Origin of the sequence: Streptomyces sp. NPDC088923, assembly GCF_044749745.1 — a bacterium.
In the GTDB taxonomy this organism is placed as follows: Bacteria; Actinomycetota; Actinomycetes; order Streptomycetales; family Streptomycetaceae; genus Streptomyces.
In genome coordinates this window covers 242,399-260,653 of sequence record NZ_JBIVIO010000002.1, presented here as the reverse complement: position 1 = coordinate 260,653, position 18,255 = coordinate 242,399, and the positions used below count along the sequence as shown (strand labels likewise).

The window sequence follows — 18,255 nt, the reverse complement described above, 5'->3', positions numbered from 1 at the left end:
TACGAGGCGCCCCCCGCCCGTACGGGCCGGCCCCGGCTCACCGCGTGAGCCGCGAGCCCGTCCTCACCACGTGAACCCCGGCTGCACCGCCATGCACGCCCCCTTGTCCTCCCCGTTGAGCACCGCGGCCGACTCCGGGGCCTTCTTCGGCTGCTTCTCGGCGGGGTAGGCGGTGTCCTCGCGCCAGTCGGTGCCGACGAGGATCGTGATGCGCGGCACGTCGGTGGACTTGCGGAGCAGGTCGTCGGGTATGCCGAGGGCGTGTCCTGCGGCCTGGGCGTCGGCCTTGGGGACGGAGGCGGGGAAGAGGACCGCGGTCTCCTGGCCCGGGGTGAGCTGTGTGTTGATCTCGGCGCCGGTGTAGCCCTTCGCCTTGAGCCGCTCCACGACCTGGCCCGCGCGTCCCTGGACGGGGGCCTCGGCGCCCGCCCCGGTGGCGTTGAGGACCTGGATGTCGAGCGAGTCGGCCGGGTGGGTGGGCGCGGGCTTCTCCTTGGGCTTGGGCGCGGTGCCGCTGCCGTCGAGTGCCTGGTCCTTGCGGACGAGGGAGAGCAGCGCCTCGGCGTCGCCCGGCTTGGGGACGAGGCGGTTGTGGTCCTCGGACCACTGCGCGGTCGGCAGGGTCGTCATGGTGATGTGCTTGCTCGGGACCTTGCGGAGCTCGTTCGAGAGGTCGTAGAGCTTCTTCACCGTGTCGAGCCGGTCGTCGACCGTGAGGGCCTTCGTCGCGGTCTCGGCGAGCGAGCGCATCTTTCCGGGGTTGGTGAGCGTCGCGTTCTCGCGGAGTTCGCGGACCATCGAGGTCATGTACATGTGCTGGGCGTGGGTGCGGCCGAGGTCGGTGCCGTCCTCGAAGCCGTAGCGGGTGCGGAGCCACTGGAGGGCCTGCTCGCCCTTGACCGAGGTCGTGCCCGCCTTGAGCCTGAGCCCGGAGCCGTGGCCGTCGGGGGTGTGCGAGTACACGTTCTGCTTGACGCAGACGGGGACGCCGCCGATCGCGTCGGCCATCGAGACGACCCCGCTGAAGTCGACCATCATGAAGTGGTCGATGTGCGTACGGGTCAGCGCCTCCCACGTCGCCACGGAGCAGCCCGGACCGCCGTGCGACAGCGAGGCGTTGGCCATCTCCATCTCCGCGGCCGGGTAGGTCCGCTTCGTCTTCGGGTCGGTGCACTCCGGGATCGGGATCATGGTGTCCCTGGGAAGGCTCACGACGGACATGTTCTTCCGGTCCGCCGATACGTGCAGGAGCATCTGCACGTCGGCGAGCGCGGCCCGCCCGACCTCGTTCTTCGCTCCGCCGAGCTTGAGGTTCCCGGCGCTGTTGCGGTCGTCGGAGCCGAGCAGCAGGATGTTCAGCGGCGTCTGGCCGTCCGCGTTGGGCGCGGCCTTCGCGACGCCGTGCTTGCCGAGGTTGAGCTCGTCCTTCTTGATGTTGCCGTTGAGGTGCTCGTAGTACGCGTATCCGGCGGCCCCGGTGCCGAGCACGAGCACGGTCGCCGTGACCGCCGTCCAGCGCAGTGCGCGTCTGCCTTTCCCCGGTCCGGCCGCTCCCCGTCGCGCTCGCTGCCTGTGCCCGCCCGTCACCCGGTCTCCCCCTCGCACCGCACTGTCAACTCCCGCCCGCACCCGAGGAGTCGGGCGCGGGACACCTGAGGGTACAGAACCCTCGTTCGAGTCCCCGCACGCACGGTGGTACCGGAACGTTCCGGTCCTGTTCGGAGACGGACCGTTAATGATCGAGTATTGATCGGGCATACCTATCGACACGAACCGACTGATCGATTTCCCTGCTAGATCGGCTGTGTGGCACGCTGTGCCTTGTCCAACCCCGCACCATCGGAGGCTTTTGTGCTCACTGTCGGTGACCAGTTCCCCGCGTACGACCTCACTGCTTGTGTCTCGCTCGAAAAGGGCAAGGAGTTCGAGCAGATCAACCACAAGTCCTATGAGGGCAAGTGGCGCGTCGTCTTCGCGTGGCCGAAGGACTTCACCTTCGTGTGCCCGACCGAGATCGCCGCCTTCGGCAAGCTGAACGGCGAGTTCGCTGACCGCGACGCCCAGGTCCTCGGCTTCTCCGGCGACTCGGAGTTCGTGCACCACGCCTGGCGCAAGGACCACCCGGACCTGACCGACCTCCCCTTCCCGATGATGGCCGACTCGAAGCACGAGCTCATGCGCGACCTCGGCATCGAGGGCGAGGACGGCTTCGCGCAGCGCGCCGTCTTCGTGGTCGACCCCAACAACGAGATCCAGTTCGTCATGGTGACCGCCGGTTCCGTGGGCCGTAACCCCAAGGAGGTCCTGCGGGTCCTCGACGCGCTCCAGACCGACGAGCTGTGCCCCTGCAACTGGAGCCAGGGCGACGAGACCCTCGACCCGGTCGCGCTCCTGGCCGGTGAGTGAGCCATGGCCCTCGACGAACTGAAGTCCGCGATACCGGACTACGCCAAGGACCTCCGCCTCAACCTGGGCTCGGTCATCGGCAATTCGCCGCTGCCCGCGCAGCAGCTCTGGGGCACCGTGCTGGCCTGCGCGATCGCCTCGCGCTCGCCGAAGGTGCTCGCCGAGCTGGAGCCCGAGGCGAAGGCGAACCTCTCCGCCGAGGCGTACACGGCCGCCAAGTCGGCCGCCGCGATCATGGCGATGAACAACGTCTTCTACCGCACCCGCCACCTCCTGTCGGACCCCGAGTACGGGAACCTGCGGGCCGGTCTGCGGATGAACGTCATCGGCAACCCGGGCGTGGAGAAGACCGACTTCGAGCTGTGGTGCCTCGCGGTCTCCGCCATCAACGGCTGCGGCCAGTGCCTCGACTCGCACGAGCAGGTGCTCCGCAAGGCCGGCGTCGAGCGCGAGACGATCCAGGAGGCCGTCAAGGTCGCCTCGGTCCTCCAGGCCGTCGGTGTCACCATCGACGCCGAGGAGCGCATCTCCGCCTGAGGGCGCGCGGTACGTACGTGAGAGGGCCCCGTGGATGTCCACGGGGCCCTCTCACGCGTACCGGCCGGTGCGGGCGAGACTCAGTTGGCCGGGCGCGGCGCGGGCTCCGGCTCGGGGACCGCCCCCGGCCCCGGCCCGGGGTCCTTGACCTTCTCGATCTCCGGCGCCCCGCCCTGCAACGGCGGGTCCACGCGCGCCGAGTAGCGCCGCAGGTAGCCCACGACGGTGTTGAGCACTGCCACGAGCGGCACGGCGACGACCGCGCCCCCGATCCCGGCGACCATCCCGCCGGCCGCGACGCTCAGGACGACGGCGAGCGGGTGGACCCGTACCGCCCGCCCGAGGATGAAGGGCTGGAGGACGTGCCCCTCGATCTGCTGCACGAGCAGGACGACGCCGAGCACGATGATCGCCGTCCACACCCCCTGCGTCACGAGCGCCACGAGCACGGCGAGCGCCCCCGAGACGACGGCCCCGACGAGCGGCACGAACGCGGCCAGGAAGATGATCACGGCGAGCGGGACCGCCATGGGCACGTCGAGGAAGTAGATGCCGATGCCGATGAAGACCGCGTCGATGAGCGCGACGACCACCGTCCCGCGCACGTACGAGGTCAGGGTGTTCCAGGCCCGCGGGCCCGCGCCCGCGACGCCCTCGCGCGCCGCGGCGGGGACGAGCTTGAGGAACCAGCCCCAGATCCTCTCGCCGTCGTAGAGCAGGAAGATCGTGGAGAAGAAGGCGAGGAGCAGCCCCGTGAACATCTCGACGATGACGGTGACGCCCTCGATGCCCGCCGAGGTGAGCTGATCGGTATTGGTGCCGATCGCCTCGCGCAGGTTCTTCGCGATGTCGTTGATCTGCTTCTCGGTCACGTGGAAGGGGCTGTCGAGCAGCCAGCGGCGCAGGTCCTCGATGCCGTCCTGCACCTGGCTGGAGAGCTGGTCGACGTTCTCCATGATCTGCCAGACCACGAACCAGCCCATGAGCCCCATGATGATGAAGCCGAAGAGGGTGGTGAGCGCGGTCGCGAGGCCGCGCGGGACGCCGTGGCGGGTGAGCCGGGCCACGAGCGGCTGGAGGAGCGCGCTGATCAGCAGGGCGACCACGAAGGCGAGCACCACGAGGCGGACGGCGCTGATGACCTTCATCAGCACCCACACGGTCGCGGCGAGCACGAGGAGCCGCCAGCCCGCCTCGGCGGCGACGCGTACGCCCCAGGGGACGGCGGAGGCCGGCTCGGGGCGCGGTCGCGGCAGCGGGCGGTAGGTGGGGGGCGGGGGCTCGCTCGCGGGCACGCTCACGGCTTCGGGCGGGCGCGGCTCGTCCCGTTCGTCCGCCGCGGCGCGCCGCTCGTCGAGTCTCTGCCCCAGGTGCGTGATCCGCGCGCTCGCGCGCCCGAACCACTCCGGCTTCTTCGGCATGTACGTCCCTGTTCCCCGTCAGTCCTGGACCACCCCCGAGGTCCTGGGAAAAGACCGTACACGGCGGAACCCCCCGCCGGGATGGGCGAGGGGTTCCGGGGTACGTGCGAGTACCGGCGGGCCTGTCGGCGTACCGGCGCGCCTCTCGGCGTACCGGCGGGCCGGTCTAGTACCAGCTGTTGGCCTGCCAGAAGGACCAGGCACCGCACGGGCTGCCGTAACGGCCGTCCATGTAGTTGAGGCCCCACTTGATCTGGGTCGCCGGGTTGGTCTGCCAGTCGGCGCCCGCCGAGGCCATCTTGGAGCCGGGGAGCGCCTGGACGAGGCCGTAGGCGCCGCTGCCCGCGTTGGTGGCGCGGTAGTTCCAGCCCGACTCGTGGCTCACGATGTTGCTGAAGCACTGGAACTGGTCCGCGGGCACGATCTGGCGTGCCATCGCCTGGACGTCGCCGACCGAGTACGAGCTCTGGACCGTGAAGGAGGAGGCGTCGCGGGTCGCGGAGCGGCTGGCGGCCTGCTCCTTCTCCTTGGCCTCCTGAGCGCGCTGCTTGGCGAGCTCGTCAGCCTTCCTCTTCGCCTCGTCGGCCTTCTTGACCGCCGCTTCCTTCTTGGCGGTCGCCGCCTCGGCCGCGCTCTTGCGGGCCGCTTCCTCGGCGGACTTGCGGGCGCCTGCCTGCGCGGCGTCCGCCTGGGCGTCGGCCTGCTGGGTCAGCGTCGCGGTCTGTACGCGGGCCTGCTGGCCCGCCGGGATGTCCGCGAGGAGGGTGGCGTCTTCCGCCGCAGTCGCCTCGAAGTCGTTCGAGGTCTGCTGGGGGGTGCTGCCCGAGGCAACGCCCACCACGGCTCCGACGGTGGTGACCGCGGTGGCCGAAGCCACTGCGAATCCCCGGACCGAGATCCGGCTCACACGGTTTCCTTCCAGCGTCGCCCGCTTAGGTGACCTCGCGGGCGCGATCGTGCCCCTGACGCTGACTTCCCCTTGCTCGTGGTCACGGGAAGCACGGACCCGAGGGGCGCTGCCCGGCTGCTTCCTCACAGCGGGGCGCCCCGTAAGACACGGGTGGCACACAGCTTCTCTATGGAGTTGCGTGGCCCGGTGCCTCACCCGTGACGCGGGTGCGGTGCCGGGGCCGGGGAGACACAAGCTGTGTGCGGGGCCTGACGGCTGAGAACTCTGCCGGAACTGGACGCCGCAAGGCAATTCTCCGTTGCGTGGGATAGGTCACACGCCGTTTGGGTGGCGTTTCTGATGGATAAGGCGGCGCGATACGACGCCGCCCGGCTAGGCTCCTTGGCCATCTGCCGGGCGGCGTCTCGGGATCACACGGATGCGCGGGTCAACTTCCCTGTTCAGGGCGGGAATTGACCCGTACCTCTCACAGCTCTCGGTCCTCCAGGAGTTCGGTCACAAGAGCGGCGATCTGGCTACGCTCCGAACGGGTGAGGGTCACGTGTGCGAAGAGCGGATGCCCCTTCAGCTTCTCCACGACGGCCACGACCCCGTCGTAGCGCCCCACCCGGAGGTTGTCGCGCTGCGCGACGTCGTGGGTGAGCACGACCCGCGAGTTGGCGCCGATCCGGGAGAGGACGGTGAGCAGGACGTTGCGTTCGAGCGACTGGGCCTCGTCGACGATGACGAACGCGTCGTGCAGCGAGCGGCCGCGGATGTGGGTGAGCGGCAGGACCTCGAGCATCCCGCGCGAGACGACCTCCTCGATGACCTGCCGGCTGGTGACGGCGGAAAGGGTGTCGAAGACCGCCTGCGCCCACGGGTTCATCTTCTCGGACTCGCTGCCGGGCAGATAGCCGAGTTCCTGGCCGCCGACGGCGTAGAGCGGCCGGAAGACCATGACCTTCTTGTGCTGACGGCGCTCCAGGACCGCTTCGAGGCCCGCGCACAGCGCGAGCGCCGACTTGCCGGTGCCCGCCCGGCCGCCCATCGAGATGATGCCCACCTCCGGGTCGAGGAGCAGATCGAGCGCGACGCGCTGCTCGGCGCTGCGGCCCTTGAGCCCGAAGACCTCGCGGTCGCCCCGTACGAGGCGGATGTCGCCCGCCGGTGTGACGCGGCCGAGCGCCTTGCCGCGCTCGGACTGGATGGTGAGCCCCGTGTGCACGGGCAGTTCGGCGGCCTCGGGGACGCTGACCCGCTCCTCGTCGAAGAGCTGGTCCACCTGTTCCCCGGTCAGGCTCAGCTCCGCCATTCCGGTCCAGCCGGAGTCGGTGATGGCGAGTTCCGCGCGGTACTCCTCGGCGAGCAGGCCGACCGAGGACGCCTTGATGCGCAGCGGCAGGTCCTTGGAGACGACGGTGACGTCGTACCCCTCGGCCTGGAGGTTGCGGGCGACGGCGAGGATGCGCGAGTCGTTGTCGCCGAGGCGGTACCCCGAAGGGAGCACCGAGGGGTCCGAGTGATTCAGCTCGACGCGGAGCGTGCCGCCGATCTCGCCGACCGGGAGCGGCTCGTCGAGCCGTCCGTAGCGCACCCGGTAGTCGTCCAGGAGGCGCAGGGCCTCGCGGGCGAAGTAGCCGAGTTCCGGGTGGTTGCGCTTGGCCTCCAGTTCTGTGACCACGACGACGGGGAGCACGACCTCGTGCTCGTCGAAGCGGTGCACGGCGTTGGGGTCGGCCAGCAGGACGCTGGTGTCGATGACGTAGGTGCGCCGGTCGGGCTTGCGGCGCTGCGTGCTGGTCACCACGGAGAGACATACCCCCTCGGACGAGGACGGGGAACGGCCGCCCCGCGCGCCCCCGCACCGCGCACGCGGGCGTGCGGGGTCCGGGGAGGAGGGACGGCCGGGGAACGGGGACCGGGAGAGGCCGCGACAGGCGCGAGGGGGACGACCGTTCGGCCGCGCGGGCCGTTGGGCCGGCCGCGCGAACCGGCGGTCCGGCCGTGTGGGCCGGTGAGGTGAAGACGTACCGCTCGGTCGTCCTGGCGCACGGGCCCTCCCGGGCGGGCGGCACCCTGCCACCCGCTGAGATCCGGTGTCCGTGGGTCGGATACCGGCCTGGGTGAGCTATTCCCGGACCGGAAGCCGGTCATGCGCGAGCGTCTGACGACACGTGGGGGAACGAGGGGTGAAGCAGGGGAGCGGCGGGGTGCGCCCGGGGCGCGCGGTGGGGGGCGGTACGAGCGGACCCGGGGGCGGTGGGAGCGGACACGCGAGGCCGCGTGGTACGGCGCGCGGCCCCTCGTAGCGGGGCTCGCGCTCCGCCCGCTCAGCCTCCGTAGCGGCGGTGGCGGGCCGCGTAGTCGCGCATCGCGCGCAGGAAGTCGACCTTGCGGAAGGCCGGCCAGAAGACCTCGCAGAAGTAGTACTCCGAGTGGGCGCTCTGCCAGAGCATGAAGCCGGAGAGTCGCTGCTCGCCGCTCGTGCGGATGACGAGGTCCGGGTCGGGCTGGCCGCGCGTGTAGAGGTGCTCGGAGATGAGGTCGATGTCGACGGCCTCGGCGAGTTCCTCGAAGCTCGTGCCCTTGCGGGCGGCGTCGTGGAGGAGGGAGCGGACGGCGTCGGCGATCTCCTGGCGGCCGCCGTAGCCGACCGCGACATTGACCAGTATCCCGGTGTTGTCCGAGGTCGCGGCCTCGGCCTCCTTGAGAGTGGTCCGGGTGTTGTCGGGCAGGATGTCGAGGGCGCCCACGTGGTGGACGCGCCAGCGGCCGTCGGCGGCGAGGGCCCGTACCGAGTCCTCGATGATGCCGAGGAGGGGGACGAGTTCGGACTCGGGGCGGTCGAAGTTGTCCGTGGAGAGCATCCACAGCGTCACGACCTCGACGTCCGTCTCGGCGCACCAGCCGAGGAACTCCTCGATCTTCTCGGCGCCCGCCCGGTGGCCCTGCGCGGTGGTGCCGCCCGAGGCGCGTGCCCAGCGGCGGTTGCCGTCGAGGATGAGGCCGATGTGCTTGGGGACCTGCGCGTGGTCGAGGCGCCCTCGCACCCGCCGTGCGTAGAGTCGGTACACGAGGTCGCGCATGTTCACGTCTGTCAGCCCCTCCGTGCGGCAGGCAATGCACTCCGGAAGGCGCCACCCTACCGCCGTTCGCGGGCGGCCCCCGACGCCGGGTCACACGGCCCTCACGTACCCTTCGCGCATGTCAGACAACGCTTTCTTCCAGGCGGCGGACGGCCGTTACGACACCATGGAGTACCGGCGGACGGGCCGCAGTGGCCTGCTCCTTCCCGCCGTCTCGCTCGGCCTGTGGCACAACTTCGGCGACGACCGCACCCTTGACTCGCAGCGCGAGATCCTGCGGCACGCCTTCGACCTCGGCATCACGCACTTCGATCTCGCGAACAACTACGGGCCCCCGGCGGGCTCGGCGGAGCTGAACTTCGGCAAGCTCCTCGCGCGGGACTTCGCCCCGTACCGCGACGAGCTGGTCCTCTCGACCAAGGCGGGTTACCTGATGACCCCGGGTCCGTACGGGGAGTGGGGCTCGCGCAAGTACCTGCTGAACTCGCTCGACGCCTCGCTGCGCCGGATGGGCACCGACCACGTCGACATCTTCTACTCGCACCGCTTCGACCCCGACACACCGCTCGAAGAGACGATGGGCGCGCTCGCGACCGCCGTCCAGCAGGGCAAGGCGCTGTACGTGGGCGTGTCCTCGTACTCCTCGGAGCAGACCGCCGAGGCGTCCCGCATCCTGCGCGAGATGGGGGTGCCCGCGCTCATCCACCAGCCCTCGTACTCGATGATCGAGCGCTGGACGGAGCGGGACGGTCTGCTCGACACGCTGGAGACGGCGGGCATGGGCTGCATCTCGTTCGTACCGCTGGCGCAGGGCGTGCTCACGGGCAAGTACCTGGGCGGCATCCCGGAGGGCTCGCGGGCCACGCAGGGCAAGTCCCTGGACCCGACGTCGCTGACCGAGGAGCGGATCAAGAAGCTGGGCGAGCTGAACGAGATCGCCTCCGGGCGGGGCCAGACGCTCGCACAGCTCGCGCTGAGCTGGGTGCTCCGCGATCCCCGGATGACCTCCGCGCTCATCGGCGCCTCCTCGACCCGGCAGCTCGACGAGAACGTGGCGGCCGTGTCGGCGCCCGCGCTCACGGGGCAGGAGCTGGAGCGGATCGACGCGCTGACGGTGGAGTGGTGACGGGGGTGGCGGAGCCGAGCTGGGGCTGAGGGCCTTCGGCGGCTTCGGCCGCTGAACGCTCGCTCTCCCGAGGAGCGGAGAAGCCGAAGAGCCGGAGAAGCCGAAGGAACGCGCTGAGGCCGGTGGGGTGCCGTGCCGCCCGGGTCCGTGAGGACCTTGCGGGGCCCCGTCGGCCTCCGGCGTGTGCGGGGGCGGCTGCGGGCAAAGAAAACGGGCCGGTCCGTGGGGGGGGGTACGGACCGGCCCGAGGGGGGGAGCTCCACCATAACCCTTCGTGAGGGAAGACGGCGACATTCACACCGAACCACTACTCTCCGGGTTCGCCCGGCGACGTGGCGCCGATCGATTCGCTCACTTCGCGACCCCTTGATGCCCTTTTCCGCCGCTTTCTCTCCGAGGCGGGGCAGCGCGGGATCGCCGTACGGCACTTCGGGGCGTATCCCACCCACACGGGCGAAGCCGGTGCGTCTGGTTTGACGAGAGGACGGCACGCGGGCGTCGCGGGGGCACTACGGTCGCCGGTATGACGAGTACGGAGTCCGCGTCCGGCGGCCACCAGGGCGAGCCCGTCGCGCCGGGAAACGTGCTGCGGGTCCTCGCCCGGGACGGTTCGCCGGGCTCGGCGGTCCCGCTGGAGGTCGCGCGGACGGCGCGGGAACGGGGGCGTGGGCTGCTCGGGCGGGACGCGGTGCGGGGGGCGCTGCTGCTGAGTCCCGCGAGCGCGGTGCACACGCTCGGGATGCGCTTCGCGATCGACGTGGCGTTCCTCGACCGCGAGTGGCGCGTACGGTCCGTGCGCACGATGCGCCCCGGGCGCCTGGGCCTGCCCCGCCCGTGGGCGCGGCACGTCCTGGAGGCGGAGGCGGGCGCGATGGCCGACTGGGGGCTGCGCCCCGGGACCCGTGTCGCCATCGAGAAAGCCGGGGACGGCGAGAGCGACGAGGACGCCCGCGCCTGAGCCCCCGACCGCGCTGTGGACCTGTCGGCTGTGCCTTCGCGAATGCGGAGAGGTACCGCGCGGCCCCCTCCACCGCGCGGTACCGGAGCACGCGCGTTTGCGCACGCGATTTCCGTTGGTCTGAACTTAGGGGATCGATGACGCCTGCACGAGACCCGCACGATAACGATGCGGAATCAGGCGGTGGTGGGGAGCGTCCGCCCGCACCGCACGCGGCCGGCGCCCCCGCGCCGCCGTTCGTCGTGGTGACGGGCGGGCCGGGGGCGGGGAAGACGAGGCTGCTCGACGCGCTGGCGCGGCGCGGCCATCCGGTCACGGCGGAGGCGGGGCGCGCGATCATCCGGGAGCAGCGGGCGTGCGGCGGGGACGCGCTGCCGTGGGCCGACCGGGCGCGCTTCGCGCAGCTGATGGTCGCGCGGGACGCCGCCACGTACGCCGGAGCCGACCGCACCGGGCCGCCGGTCTTCTTCGACCGGGGCCTGCCCGACACGATCGGCTACCTCCGTCTGGAGGGCCTCCCCGTGCCGCCCGCGCTCCCCCGCGCGGCCCGCGCGCACCCGTACCACCCGCGCGTCCTCCTCGCGCCCTTCTGGCCGGACATCTACCGCCTCGACGAGGAGCGCGCCCAGACGCCCGCCGTGGCGCGGCGCACGGGCGAGGTGATCGCGGCGGTGTACGCGGAGTACGGCTACGAGGTCGTGCCGCTGCCCTGCGTCGACGTGGCCGGGCGGGTCGCGTTCGTCGAGGAGTTGTTCCCGGCCCGGCCCGCGCTCAGACCGGTTTGCGGGCCTCGATGAGGAAGCGGCTGCTGTGGGCGAGGAAGCCGCCTTCGGCCTCGATCAGCTCGTGCAGCTCGCGCAGGCGGTCCTCGTACCGCTCGACGGTGAAGCCGGGGACCATCCACACGATCTTGCGCAGATAGTGGACGACCGCCCCGATGTCGTGGAACTCCATCCGCAGCCGTACCGCGCGCAGGTCCACGACCTCCAGACCCGCCGCCTCGGCGGCCGCGCGCGCCTTCTCCGGGTCGCGTGCCGTCCACGTCTCCTCCGGCTGCGGGCCGAGGAACCACTCGCTCACCTCGGCGCCGCTCCACGGGCCGACCTCCTGCGAGAAGTACGTACCGCCGGGAGCGAGTACGCGCGCGACCTCGGGCCAGTCCGTACGGACCGGGTGCCGCGCGCTCACGAGGTCGAAGACGCCGTCCGGGAAGGGCAGCGGCTCGCCCGCGCGCGTCGCCACGACGACGACGCCGCGCGGGGCGAGGAGCGCGGTGGCCTTCGCGGCGTTCGGGGGCCAGGACTCGGTGGCGGCGGCGCACGGCGGTACGGCGGGCGCGCTCGCCAGGACCTCTCCCCCGCCCGTGTCGATGTCGAGGCTCACCCGCGCCCGCCCCAGGCGTTTCCCGAGCAGCCGCGCGTACCCCCACGGGGGCCGTTCCTCCGTGGCCCGGCCCTCGAACCACGAGAAGTCCCAGCCTTCGACGGGGGAGGTGGCGCCGTCACGGACGAGGGCGTCGAAGTCGTGTGCGGTGGAGTCGTGTGCGGTGGAGTCCATGGGGCGAGCATGACGCGGGTGCGAGGGGTGTGGCCAGCGGGTTTCGGGGTGGGGAGCCGGCACGGGGCCGGGCCGACGGAGGCTTGAAGGTGGTACTGGCGGCGCCGGCGCTCGCTCGCGTACCCCGGTCCTCCCGCTCAGCCCGTGCGGGGGAAGGAGACCTCGACGCGGCGGTTCTTGCGGCGGCCTTCCTCCGTGGTGTTGTCGGCGATGGGGTAGTCCTCGCTGTAGCCGCGGACCTCGAAGGTGACCTCGGGGCCGAGGTACGGGGCGATTTCGTCGTGGACGATGTCGGCGCGGCGCTTCGAGAGCGTCTTGCCGTGGGCGTAGCTGCCGAGGTTGTCGGTGAAGCCGAAGACGCGGACGGTGCGGGCCCTCTGCTTCTTCGCCTCCTCGGCGATGGCCTTGATGCGGGCCCTGCCGGAGGGGTCGAGGGCGAACTTGTCCTTGTCGAAGAGGACTTCTGCCTGGAGAGCGAATTTCACGTCGGTGTTGGTGTCCTCGCGGCGCTCCTCGCCGCCGAGGTCCTCGACGACCGACTTGATGTCGAGCACCTTGGCGGGCGCGAGCTGCGCGCCGTCGGCGAGACGGAGCCCGGGACTGCTCGAATCGACATCGGGGGGCGGCGAGGTGGTCACACTCCCCGGCGGCACGGTGGGCCCGTCATCGGCCCCGGCCACGCCCCCCGGCAGCCCGAACACGAGCACCACCGAAGCGACCACCACGGCCCCGCCCCGCACCCGCGCCATCACCGCGCCTCACTGAGCGGAATCTCGGCGGGCGGCATACTCCCCACCTGAAAGGTGACCTTCTTGGTGGAGGCGGGGGGAGCGGGAAACTGAGCGAACCAGTCGGTCGTCGCCCCGGGGTTCACACCGCCGACAAAGCGGGTGCAGAGGCAGCGTCCCGCCGTGTCACGGAGTACGAGATATCGTTTCTTTGCCGTCGCGTCGACCAATGAGGCTCCGGCGATGGACCCTCCGTTGTCGCGCAGCTCTCGCTCGTCGCCACGCCAGTCAGCAGCCGTCCAGGCGTTTCCGCTGCCATTGGTCACAGTGCCGCTGACGGTGACGAAACCCGCGGCGTCACGCTGCGCGCTCGTAACTTTCAGATCGAGTTCCTGTCCACCCTTGACTTCCGCGAGAGTGGCCCCGCCGGTTTCTTGCGAGGAAGGCTGGGCGGCTGGTGATGAAGGTCGGTCTTCATGAGCCGCAGAGGGGGACGAATCCTTCGGTTCTTTTCCGGAATCCCCCTCGCCACCTCCGCCGCAGGAGGCGAGGGAGAAACTCATCACAGCAACAAGAGAAAAGGCCACGACCACCTTTCTCGACTCCCTCGGGGCACGCCGTCGGAGAACAGCCATGACTCTGCCTTCCAATGTGATCAGTGGGTCAGTTGCACCGAAAAAAGCTCCGCAGCGCTTGGAAGTTCCGCTTCGTCGACTTCTTCCGGATCGAAGGAGTAGCGCTCACCCTTCGCGCAAACGAAGGAAACTTGGCCACCTTCGGCCTTCTCCTCGCCAATCGCACAGAGTGGCTTCACCGCCGCCGTCGCTTCAGCGTGCGCGCGCTTCCCCTGAACGCCCGCCACCACATTCGCCCCGAGGCCGGACTTCCGTACCACTCGCACACGAACACCCGGCCCCACGGCCGTGTCGACGCGCTGCAGGTCTTCGAGGGTGGAGTCATTCGACGACGCCAGGCGTTCTGCGGCTGGGGAGAGATCTACAGCATCACGACCAAGACCATCCAGCCATCTTTTCCAGTCCCCGTCCTGCTCCAGAGCAGCCACAAATCCGTCGGCAAGCTGCTCCCTCTCCTCCTGAGCCGCAGCGAGGGCAGCCGCGTCAGCAGCTGATTGAGCACCGTTTCTCCCCAGCGCCGCTTGGGCGAAGGCAAAGAACGCGAATGCCGCGAAGAGGATCGCCGCTGTAGCCCACACGAACAACGGCAGCACTTGACCGGCTTGCCCGTCCCCAGCCCTCAGCCGCCCACCACGCTGTTCACCGCGTCCAGAATCGCACCGGAGATCTTCCCGTCGAGCCCCAAACCGTCGATCAGCACGAAAATCCCCGCGATGATGATCAGCAACCCCGCGTACTCCACGAACCCCGCCCCGTCGTCCCTGCGGAGCTTGTTGAGGAGGGTGGGGAGCCAGGTGGTGGGCTTGGGCATGGTGGTCTCCCGGGTGGGCCGGTGTGGTGGTGTGACCGTAGGGCGACGGAGGGTGGTGGGGGGAGGGTCCGTGGGCCCAAGGGGTGGGGTCAGGCATGGGGGCCTCCCAGGGCGGGGTGGGCCGTGCCGAGCCAGCGGGCTATGGCCTCGCTGCGGGTGGTGGTCTGGAGCTTGGCGAAGATGCGGTTGATGTGGTTCTTCACCGTCTTCTCGGTGATGAAGCACGCCGCCGCGATCTGCCGGTTGTTCAGACCCGCCGCGATGAGGTTCATGACCTCTTCCTCCCGTGCGCTCAGCGGCCCGCCCCACGAGGGTCGCACGGATGGTTGCTTTTGCGAAGGGGGTGGCGGGGCCGGAGTCCCCGCGCGTAAGTGACGTACGGCTCCGACCAGTTGGGGGACGGTGAAGTCGCCGTGCACGAGGCAGCCCGCCGCGCCCAGCCGCCTCGCCCTCGCGTGGAGTTCCGCGTCCCTTCCGTAGGTGATGACCAGGACGGGTGCCAGGCGGGCGAGGCGGGGCAGGACGGTCAGTCCGTCCACGACCGGCATCCGCAGGTCGAGGAGGACCCCGTCCGGCCGGTGGCGTTCGGTCGCGGCCAGCGCCTGGCGGCCGTCCGCCGCCTCGGCGACGACGACCGCGTCGGCGCGGCCTTCGAGGAGGGCGCGGAGTCCGGCTCGTACGACGGGATTGTCGTCGGCCACGACGAGCCGCAGTGGTTCAGGCGGAGCGATGGGCATGGTCCTCGGGCTCCTCTCGGGCAGTGCGGAGGGTCAGTTCGGCGCGGACCTCGGTGCCCGGCCCGCGTGGCGGCGCGCCGATCGTGAGGCGGGTGGGGTACGGCAGGGTCGCGAGGCGTTCGCTCAGGCCGAGGAGGCCGTAGTGGCCGCGCGCGGCGAGTTCCCGCGGGCCGGGGAGGCCGGGCGGCAGGCCGTGGCCGTCGTCGCGGACGGCGAGGACGAGGCGGCCGGTGGCGGCCTCGGTGCCGTACAGGAGGGTCACGCGCTCGGCCTCGGCGTGGCGGGCCGTGTTCTCCAGGGCCTCGGCCGTCATGAGGAGGAGGGTGCGGGCCGCCGCGGGGTCGAGGAGGGGAGCCGGGCCCGCGGCGGTGCGGGTGGCGGGGGTGCCGGTGCGGTCGGTGTGGGCGGCAAGGAGTGCGTCGAGTTCGGGGACGAGGTCGACGGGGCCGCCGGGGGCGTCGGTGCGGCGGCGCAGTCCGCCGAGGAGGACGCGGGACTCGGTGGCCGCGCGGCGGGCCGCGCGCGCGACGTGGGCGGCGTCGCCGCGTACGACGGCGGGGTCCTCGGTCGTGGAGAGGGCCTCGGCGGCGAGCGCGACGCCGTGCAGGGTCTTGGCGACGGTGTCGTGCATGTCCCGGGCGAGACGGGCGCGTTCGGCGGCGAGCGCTTCGGCGACGGCGAGGCGCTCGCGGGTCTCGGCGAGGGTCGTGCTCGCGGTGAGGAGGCGGAGCACGAAGGTGCGCAGGGTCGCGCCCGCGACGGCGGCGGCGAGGCAGAAGCCGGCGACGAGGAGGACCCCGGTGCGCGGCGCGGCGGGGGGTGCGGCGAGGGCGGCGAGGATCGCGAGCTGGAGTGCGGTGAAGAAGACGGCCCAGCGGCGGGTGTAGAGGAGGGCGGCCAGCAGGGGCGTCGCGAGGGCCGCGTAGCCGAGGGGCGAGGCGGGGGTCGCGATCAGGAGGAGCACGGTCGTCGCGGCGAGGTCGACGGCGAGGAGGGTGGGGTGGCGGAGCAGGAGCGGGACGACGCGCTCCCAGTGGCGCAGCACCGCGTACGAGCCGAGCAGGCTCAGCACCGCGGCGGTGACGGCGAGGGCGCGGGAGGCGCCGGGCTCCGCGGAGCGCAGGGCGAAGGGGATGCCGAGGGCGAGGACGGCGAGGCGGGCGCCGATGACGTGGCGGCACAGCGCGGCGAGGGCGTGGGCGGGGGGCGGGGACGGGGGCACGGGGGGTGCCGCGGCGGGTGCGCGCGGGTCGGGCTCGTACGGGCTCACGCCGCGCCTGGCGTCGTGCGGGCTCACGTACGGGTCCACACCGTGCGGGCTCTCGTACGGGCTCACGCTGTCGTGCGTGCTCTCGTACGGGCTTCGCGTGCCGTCCGTCTCGTACGTGCCGTAGTGCCGTGTGTGCCGCGCGGGTGTTCCGGTCAGTGGTGTCACGTGTCGCTCACCCGCCCAGGATCGATCCGAGGTCGGACCCGGAGCCGAGGAACATGCCGGTCGCGATGAGGATCATCGTCGCGGGGAGCATGAAGACGAGGGTGACCATGGTGGCCTTGGGGATGGTCTTCGCGGCGCGGCGGCGGGCCTGCTGGGCATCGGTGCGGCGCATGTCGTTGGCGATCTGGATGAGGGTCTCGGCGATCGGGGAGCCGAGTTCCTCGCCCTGCTGGAGGGCGGAGACGAACTGGGCGACCTGTTCGGAGTTGTTGCGGCGGCGCAGTTCGTCGAATGCCTGGCGGCGGCTCACGCCCATGTCCATCTGCCGCAGGGTGATGCGGAGTTCGTCGGCCCAGGGGCCTTCGTACTTCTCGGCGACGCGTTCGAGCGCCTGACGAAAGCCGAGGCCCGCGCTGACGACCACGGCGAGGACGTCGAGGAAGTCGGGGAGGGTGCGGTCGATGACGTCGCGGCGTTCCCGTACCGCCTGCCAGATGGTCGCGTCGGCGGCGACGAGGCCGAAGCCGAGGGCGAGGAAGGCGAAGAGCGGGGAGCCGTAACTCGCGAAGATCGCGGCCATGAGGAGGCCGAAGATGCCGTAGACGGCGCGGCGGGCGGCGTAGCGGTCGAGGGTGAGGCCGCCGGGGTTTCCGGCCGCGTCGATGCGGCGGCGCTTCGCCTCGACGCGGCGCGGGCCCATGAGCCTGAGGACGTACGGGGCGAAGCGCAGGCCGAGGCGGTCGACCGCGGAATCGGCGGCCTTGACGCGGGTGGAGCCGACCTCCAGGGCGAGCGCGAGGTCGTCGGGGAGCTTGGTCTCGCTCCGGTACATGCGCAGGCCGAGGAGGACGCCGCCGACTCCGGCGGCCATGAGGAGGGCGAGGAGCACGCCGAGGGCTCCGGTGCTCATGCGGCGGTCCTTCCCTCGCGGCGCGGCTCCGCGCGGCGTGCGGGTCGGCGGCTCATACGTCGATCCTTCCGAGGCGGCGGATGACGAAGAAGCCCACGGTGTAGAGCCCGAGGGAGAGCAGGATGAGGAACTGGCCAAGCCCCGAACCGGTGACGCGGTGGAGGGCGCCGTCGTTCTGGGCGTTGACGAGGAGGAGCGAGCCGAGGCCGAGCGCGGGGACGGTGAAGGCGGTCGCGTTGACCTCGGAGAGCATCGTGCGGACCTCGCGCCGGGTCTCCTTGCGCTCCTCCAGGGTGACGGTCAGGTTGCGCAGGGAGCCGACGACGGTGCCGCCCGCCTTGTTGGAGAGGACCAAGGTCGTGACGAGGACGACGAGTTCGCGGGACGGGAGGCGGCGCGAGAGTTCGTCGAGCGCTTCGTCGATGGAGCGGCCGAGCGCCAACTGGTCGGCGACGTTGCTCAGTTCCTCGCCTGCCGGGTTCTCCAGTTCCTCGGCGGCCATGGCGAGCGCGGTGCGCAGGGCGAGTCCGGCGGCGGTGGCGTTGGCGAGGAGGCGCGCCACGTCGGGGAGCTGGCTGATGAACGCCTCGATGCGCTTGGCGCGCTGCCAGTTGAGGAAGGCGTACGCGGACCAGGCGCCGACGAGGGCGGCGATGGGGCCGAAGAAGGGGGCGAGGACGGTCGCGGCGACGGTCCACAGGACGGCGAGCGCGGCGGCGGCGTAGAGGGTGAACTCGCCTGCCGAGAGCGGTAGTCCCGTCGCGGAGAGGCGGCGGTGCAGGGCGCGGCCCGCGCGGGTGCGGCGGACGGCGCGGTCGAGTCCGGCGAGGCGGCGGGAGCCTCGCGTACGGGTGCCGAGGTGGCTGTCGCCCGCGAGCCGGTCGACGAGGGCCTCGCGCTCGGCGCGGCCCTGCGCCATCAGGCGTGCGGCGACGACGAGGAGTATCCCGGCGAGGAGGGTCGCGGCCAGCGCGAGGAAGGCGGGACCGTTGCTCATGCGAGGGCCTCCTCGTACG

The 18,255-nt window shown here is 71.4% G+C and carries 19 protein-coding genes; 5 read left to right on the top strand and 14 right to left on the bottom strand.

What is annotated here, in order from left to right; genetic code table 11:
- Nucleotides 1–63: 63 nt before the first annotated feature.
- The gene (locus tag ACIP4O_RS12315; RefSeq protein WP_401574935.1) at nt 64–1,494 is read right to left on the bottom strand and encodes an LCP family protein; all 1,431 of its coding nucleotides are present in this window, start codon (nt 1,492–1,494) and stop codon (nt 64–66) included.
- 357 nt (nt 1,495–1,851) lie between these two features.
- Between ACIP4O_RS12315 and ACIP4O_RS12310 the strand changes: the two genes are divergently transcribed.
- Both ACIP4O_RS12310 and ACIP4O_RS12305 read left to right on the top strand, forming a co-directional pair.
- Complete coding sequence (locus ACIP4O_RS12310) at nt 1,852–2,406, top strand: peroxiredoxin (protein ID WP_361328276.1); 555 nt, start codon at nt 1,852–1,854, stop codon at nt 2,404–2,406.
- 3 nt (nt 2,407–2,409) lie between these two features.
- The gene (locus tag ACIP4O_RS12305) at nt 2,410–2,943 is read left to right on the top strand and encodes an alkyl hydroperoxide reductase (protein ID WP_361328273.1); all 534 of its coding nucleotides are present in this window, start codon (nt 2,410–2,412) and stop codon (nt 2,941–2,943) included.
- Between the two features lie 80 nt (nt 2,944–3,023).
- On the opposite strand, the gene ACIP4O_RS12300 is transcribed toward ACIP4O_RS12305, so the two are convergent.
- From ACIP4O_RS12300 to ACIP4O_RS12285, 4 genes are all read right to left on the bottom strand, one after another.
- Nucleotides 3,024–4,364: an AI-2E family transporter gene (locus ACIP4O_RS12300; protein WP_401574311.1), complete on the bottom strand. Its 1,341-nt coding sequence runs from the start codon at nt 4,362–4,364 to the stop codon at nt 3,024–3,026.
- 166 nt (nt 4,365–4,530) lie between these two features.
- Nucleotides 4,531–5,271: a lytic transglycosylase domain-containing protein gene (locus ACIP4O_RS12295; protein WP_361328267.1), complete on the bottom strand. Its 741-nt coding sequence runs from the start codon at nt 5,269–5,271 to the stop codon at nt 4,531–4,533.
- Between the two features lie 469 nt (nt 5,272–5,740).
- Nucleotides 5,741–7,063, bottom strand: coding sequence for a PhoH family protein (locus tag ACIP4O_RS12290; protein ID WP_401574309.1), 1,323 nt, complete (start codon nt 7,061–7,063; stop codon nt 5,741–5,743).
- A gap of 523 nt (nt 7,064–7,586) precedes the next feature.
- Nucleotides 7,587–8,348 carry an isoprenyl transferase gene (locus ACIP4O_RS12285; RefSeq protein ID WP_010264684.1) on the bottom strand — a complete coding sequence of 254 codons (762 nt, stop codon included), beginning with the start codon at nt 8,346–8,348 and terminating at the stop codon, nt 7,587–7,589.
- Between the two features lie 112 nt (nt 8,349–8,460).
- Between ACIP4O_RS12285 and mgrA the strand changes: the two genes are divergently transcribed.
- The 3 genes from mgrA to ACIP4O_RS12270 all read left to right on the top strand — a co-directional run bounded on the left by mgrA (nt 8,461) and on the right by ACIP4O_RS12270 (nt 11,223).
- A complete protein-coding gene (gene mgrA / locus ACIP4O_RS12280; protein ID WP_401574307.1) occupies nt 8,461–9,468 on the top strand; it encodes an L-glyceraldehyde 3-phosphate reductase in 1,008 nt (335 codons plus the stop codon).
- Nucleotides 9,469–9,991: 523 nt separating this feature from the next.
- A complete protein-coding gene (locus tag ACIP4O_RS12275; RefSeq protein WP_401574305.1) occupies nt 9,992–10,426 on the top strand; it encodes a DUF192 domain-containing protein in 435 nt (144 codons plus the stop codon).
- Between the two features lie 137 nt (nt 10,427–10,563).
- On the top strand, nt 10,564–11,223 hold the full coding sequence (locus ACIP4O_RS12270) for an AAA family ATPase (protein WP_401574303.1): 660 nt from the start codon (nt 10,564–10,566) through the stop codon (nt 11,221–11,223).
- Here the strand turns inward: ACIP4O_RS12270 and ACIP4O_RS12265 are convergent.
- The 9 genes from ACIP4O_RS12265 to ACIP4O_RS12225 all read right to left on the bottom strand — a co-directional run bounded on the left by ACIP4O_RS12265 (nt 11,198) and on the right by ACIP4O_RS12225 (nt 18,236).
- Nucleotides 11,198–11,983: a methyltransferase domain-containing protein gene (locus ACIP4O_RS12265; RefSeq protein ID WP_401574302.1), complete on the bottom strand. Its 786-nt coding sequence runs from the start codon at nt 11,981–11,983 to the stop codon at nt 11,198–11,200. The two genes, ACIP4O_RS12270 and ACIP4O_RS12265, sit on opposite strands and share 26 nt — an antisense overlap.
- Nucleotides 11,984–12,120: 137 nt before the next feature.
- A complete protein-coding gene (locus ACIP4O_RS12260) occupies nt 12,121–12,732 on the bottom strand; it encodes an OmpA family protein (protein WP_401574300.1) in 612 nt (203 codons plus the stop codon).
- Entirely contained in the window at nt 12,732–13,298 is a 567-nt protein-coding gene (locus ACIP4O_RS12255; RefSeq protein ID WP_401574299.1) for a hypothetical protein, read from the bottom strand. Before ACIP4O_RS12255 ends, ACIP4O_RS12260 begins: the two co-directional genes overlap by 1 nt.
- 68 nt (nt 13,299–13,366) lie before the next feature.
- Nucleotides 13,367–13,939, bottom strand: coding sequence for a pilus assembly protein TadG-related protein (locus ACIP4O_RS12250; protein WP_401574297.1), 573 nt, complete (start codon nt 13,937–13,939; stop codon nt 13,367–13,369).
- Nucleotides 13,940–13,965: 26 nt separating this feature from the next.
- The gene (locus ACIP4O_RS12245; RefSeq protein WP_401574294.1) at nt 13,966–14,157 is read right to left on the bottom strand and encodes a hypothetical protein; all 192 of its coding nucleotides are present in this window, start codon (nt 14,155–14,157) and stop codon (nt 13,966–13,968) included.
- 89 nt (nt 14,158–14,246) lie between these two features.
- The gene (locus ACIP4O_RS12240) at nt 14,247–14,894 is read right to left on the bottom strand and encodes a response regulator transcription factor (RefSeq protein WP_361328238.1); all 648 of its coding nucleotides are present in this window, start codon (nt 14,892–14,894) and stop codon (nt 14,247–14,249) included.
- The gene (locus ACIP4O_RS12235; RefSeq protein ID WP_401574291.1) at nt 14,875–16,329 is read right to left on the bottom strand and encodes a sensor histidine kinase; all 1,455 of its coding nucleotides are present in this window, start codon (nt 16,327–16,329) and stop codon (nt 14,875–14,877) included. The genes ACIP4O_RS12240 and ACIP4O_RS12235 overlap by 20 nt, the downstream gene beginning before the upstream one ends.
- A gap of 7 nt (nt 16,330–16,336) precedes the next feature.
- Nucleotides 16,337–17,239 carry a DUF5936 domain-containing protein gene (locus ACIP4O_RS12230; RefSeq protein ID WP_401574289.1) on the bottom strand — a complete coding sequence of 301 codons (903 nt, stop codon included), beginning with the start codon at nt 17,237–17,239 and terminating at the stop codon, nt 16,337–16,339.
- Nucleotides 17,240–17,291: 52 nt separating this feature from the next.
- A complete protein-coding gene (locus tag ACIP4O_RS12225; RefSeq protein ID WP_401574287.1) occupies nt 17,292–18,236 on the bottom strand; it encodes a type II secretion system F family protein in 945 nt (314 codons plus the stop codon).
- Nucleotides 18,237–18,255: the final 19 nt, after the last annotated feature.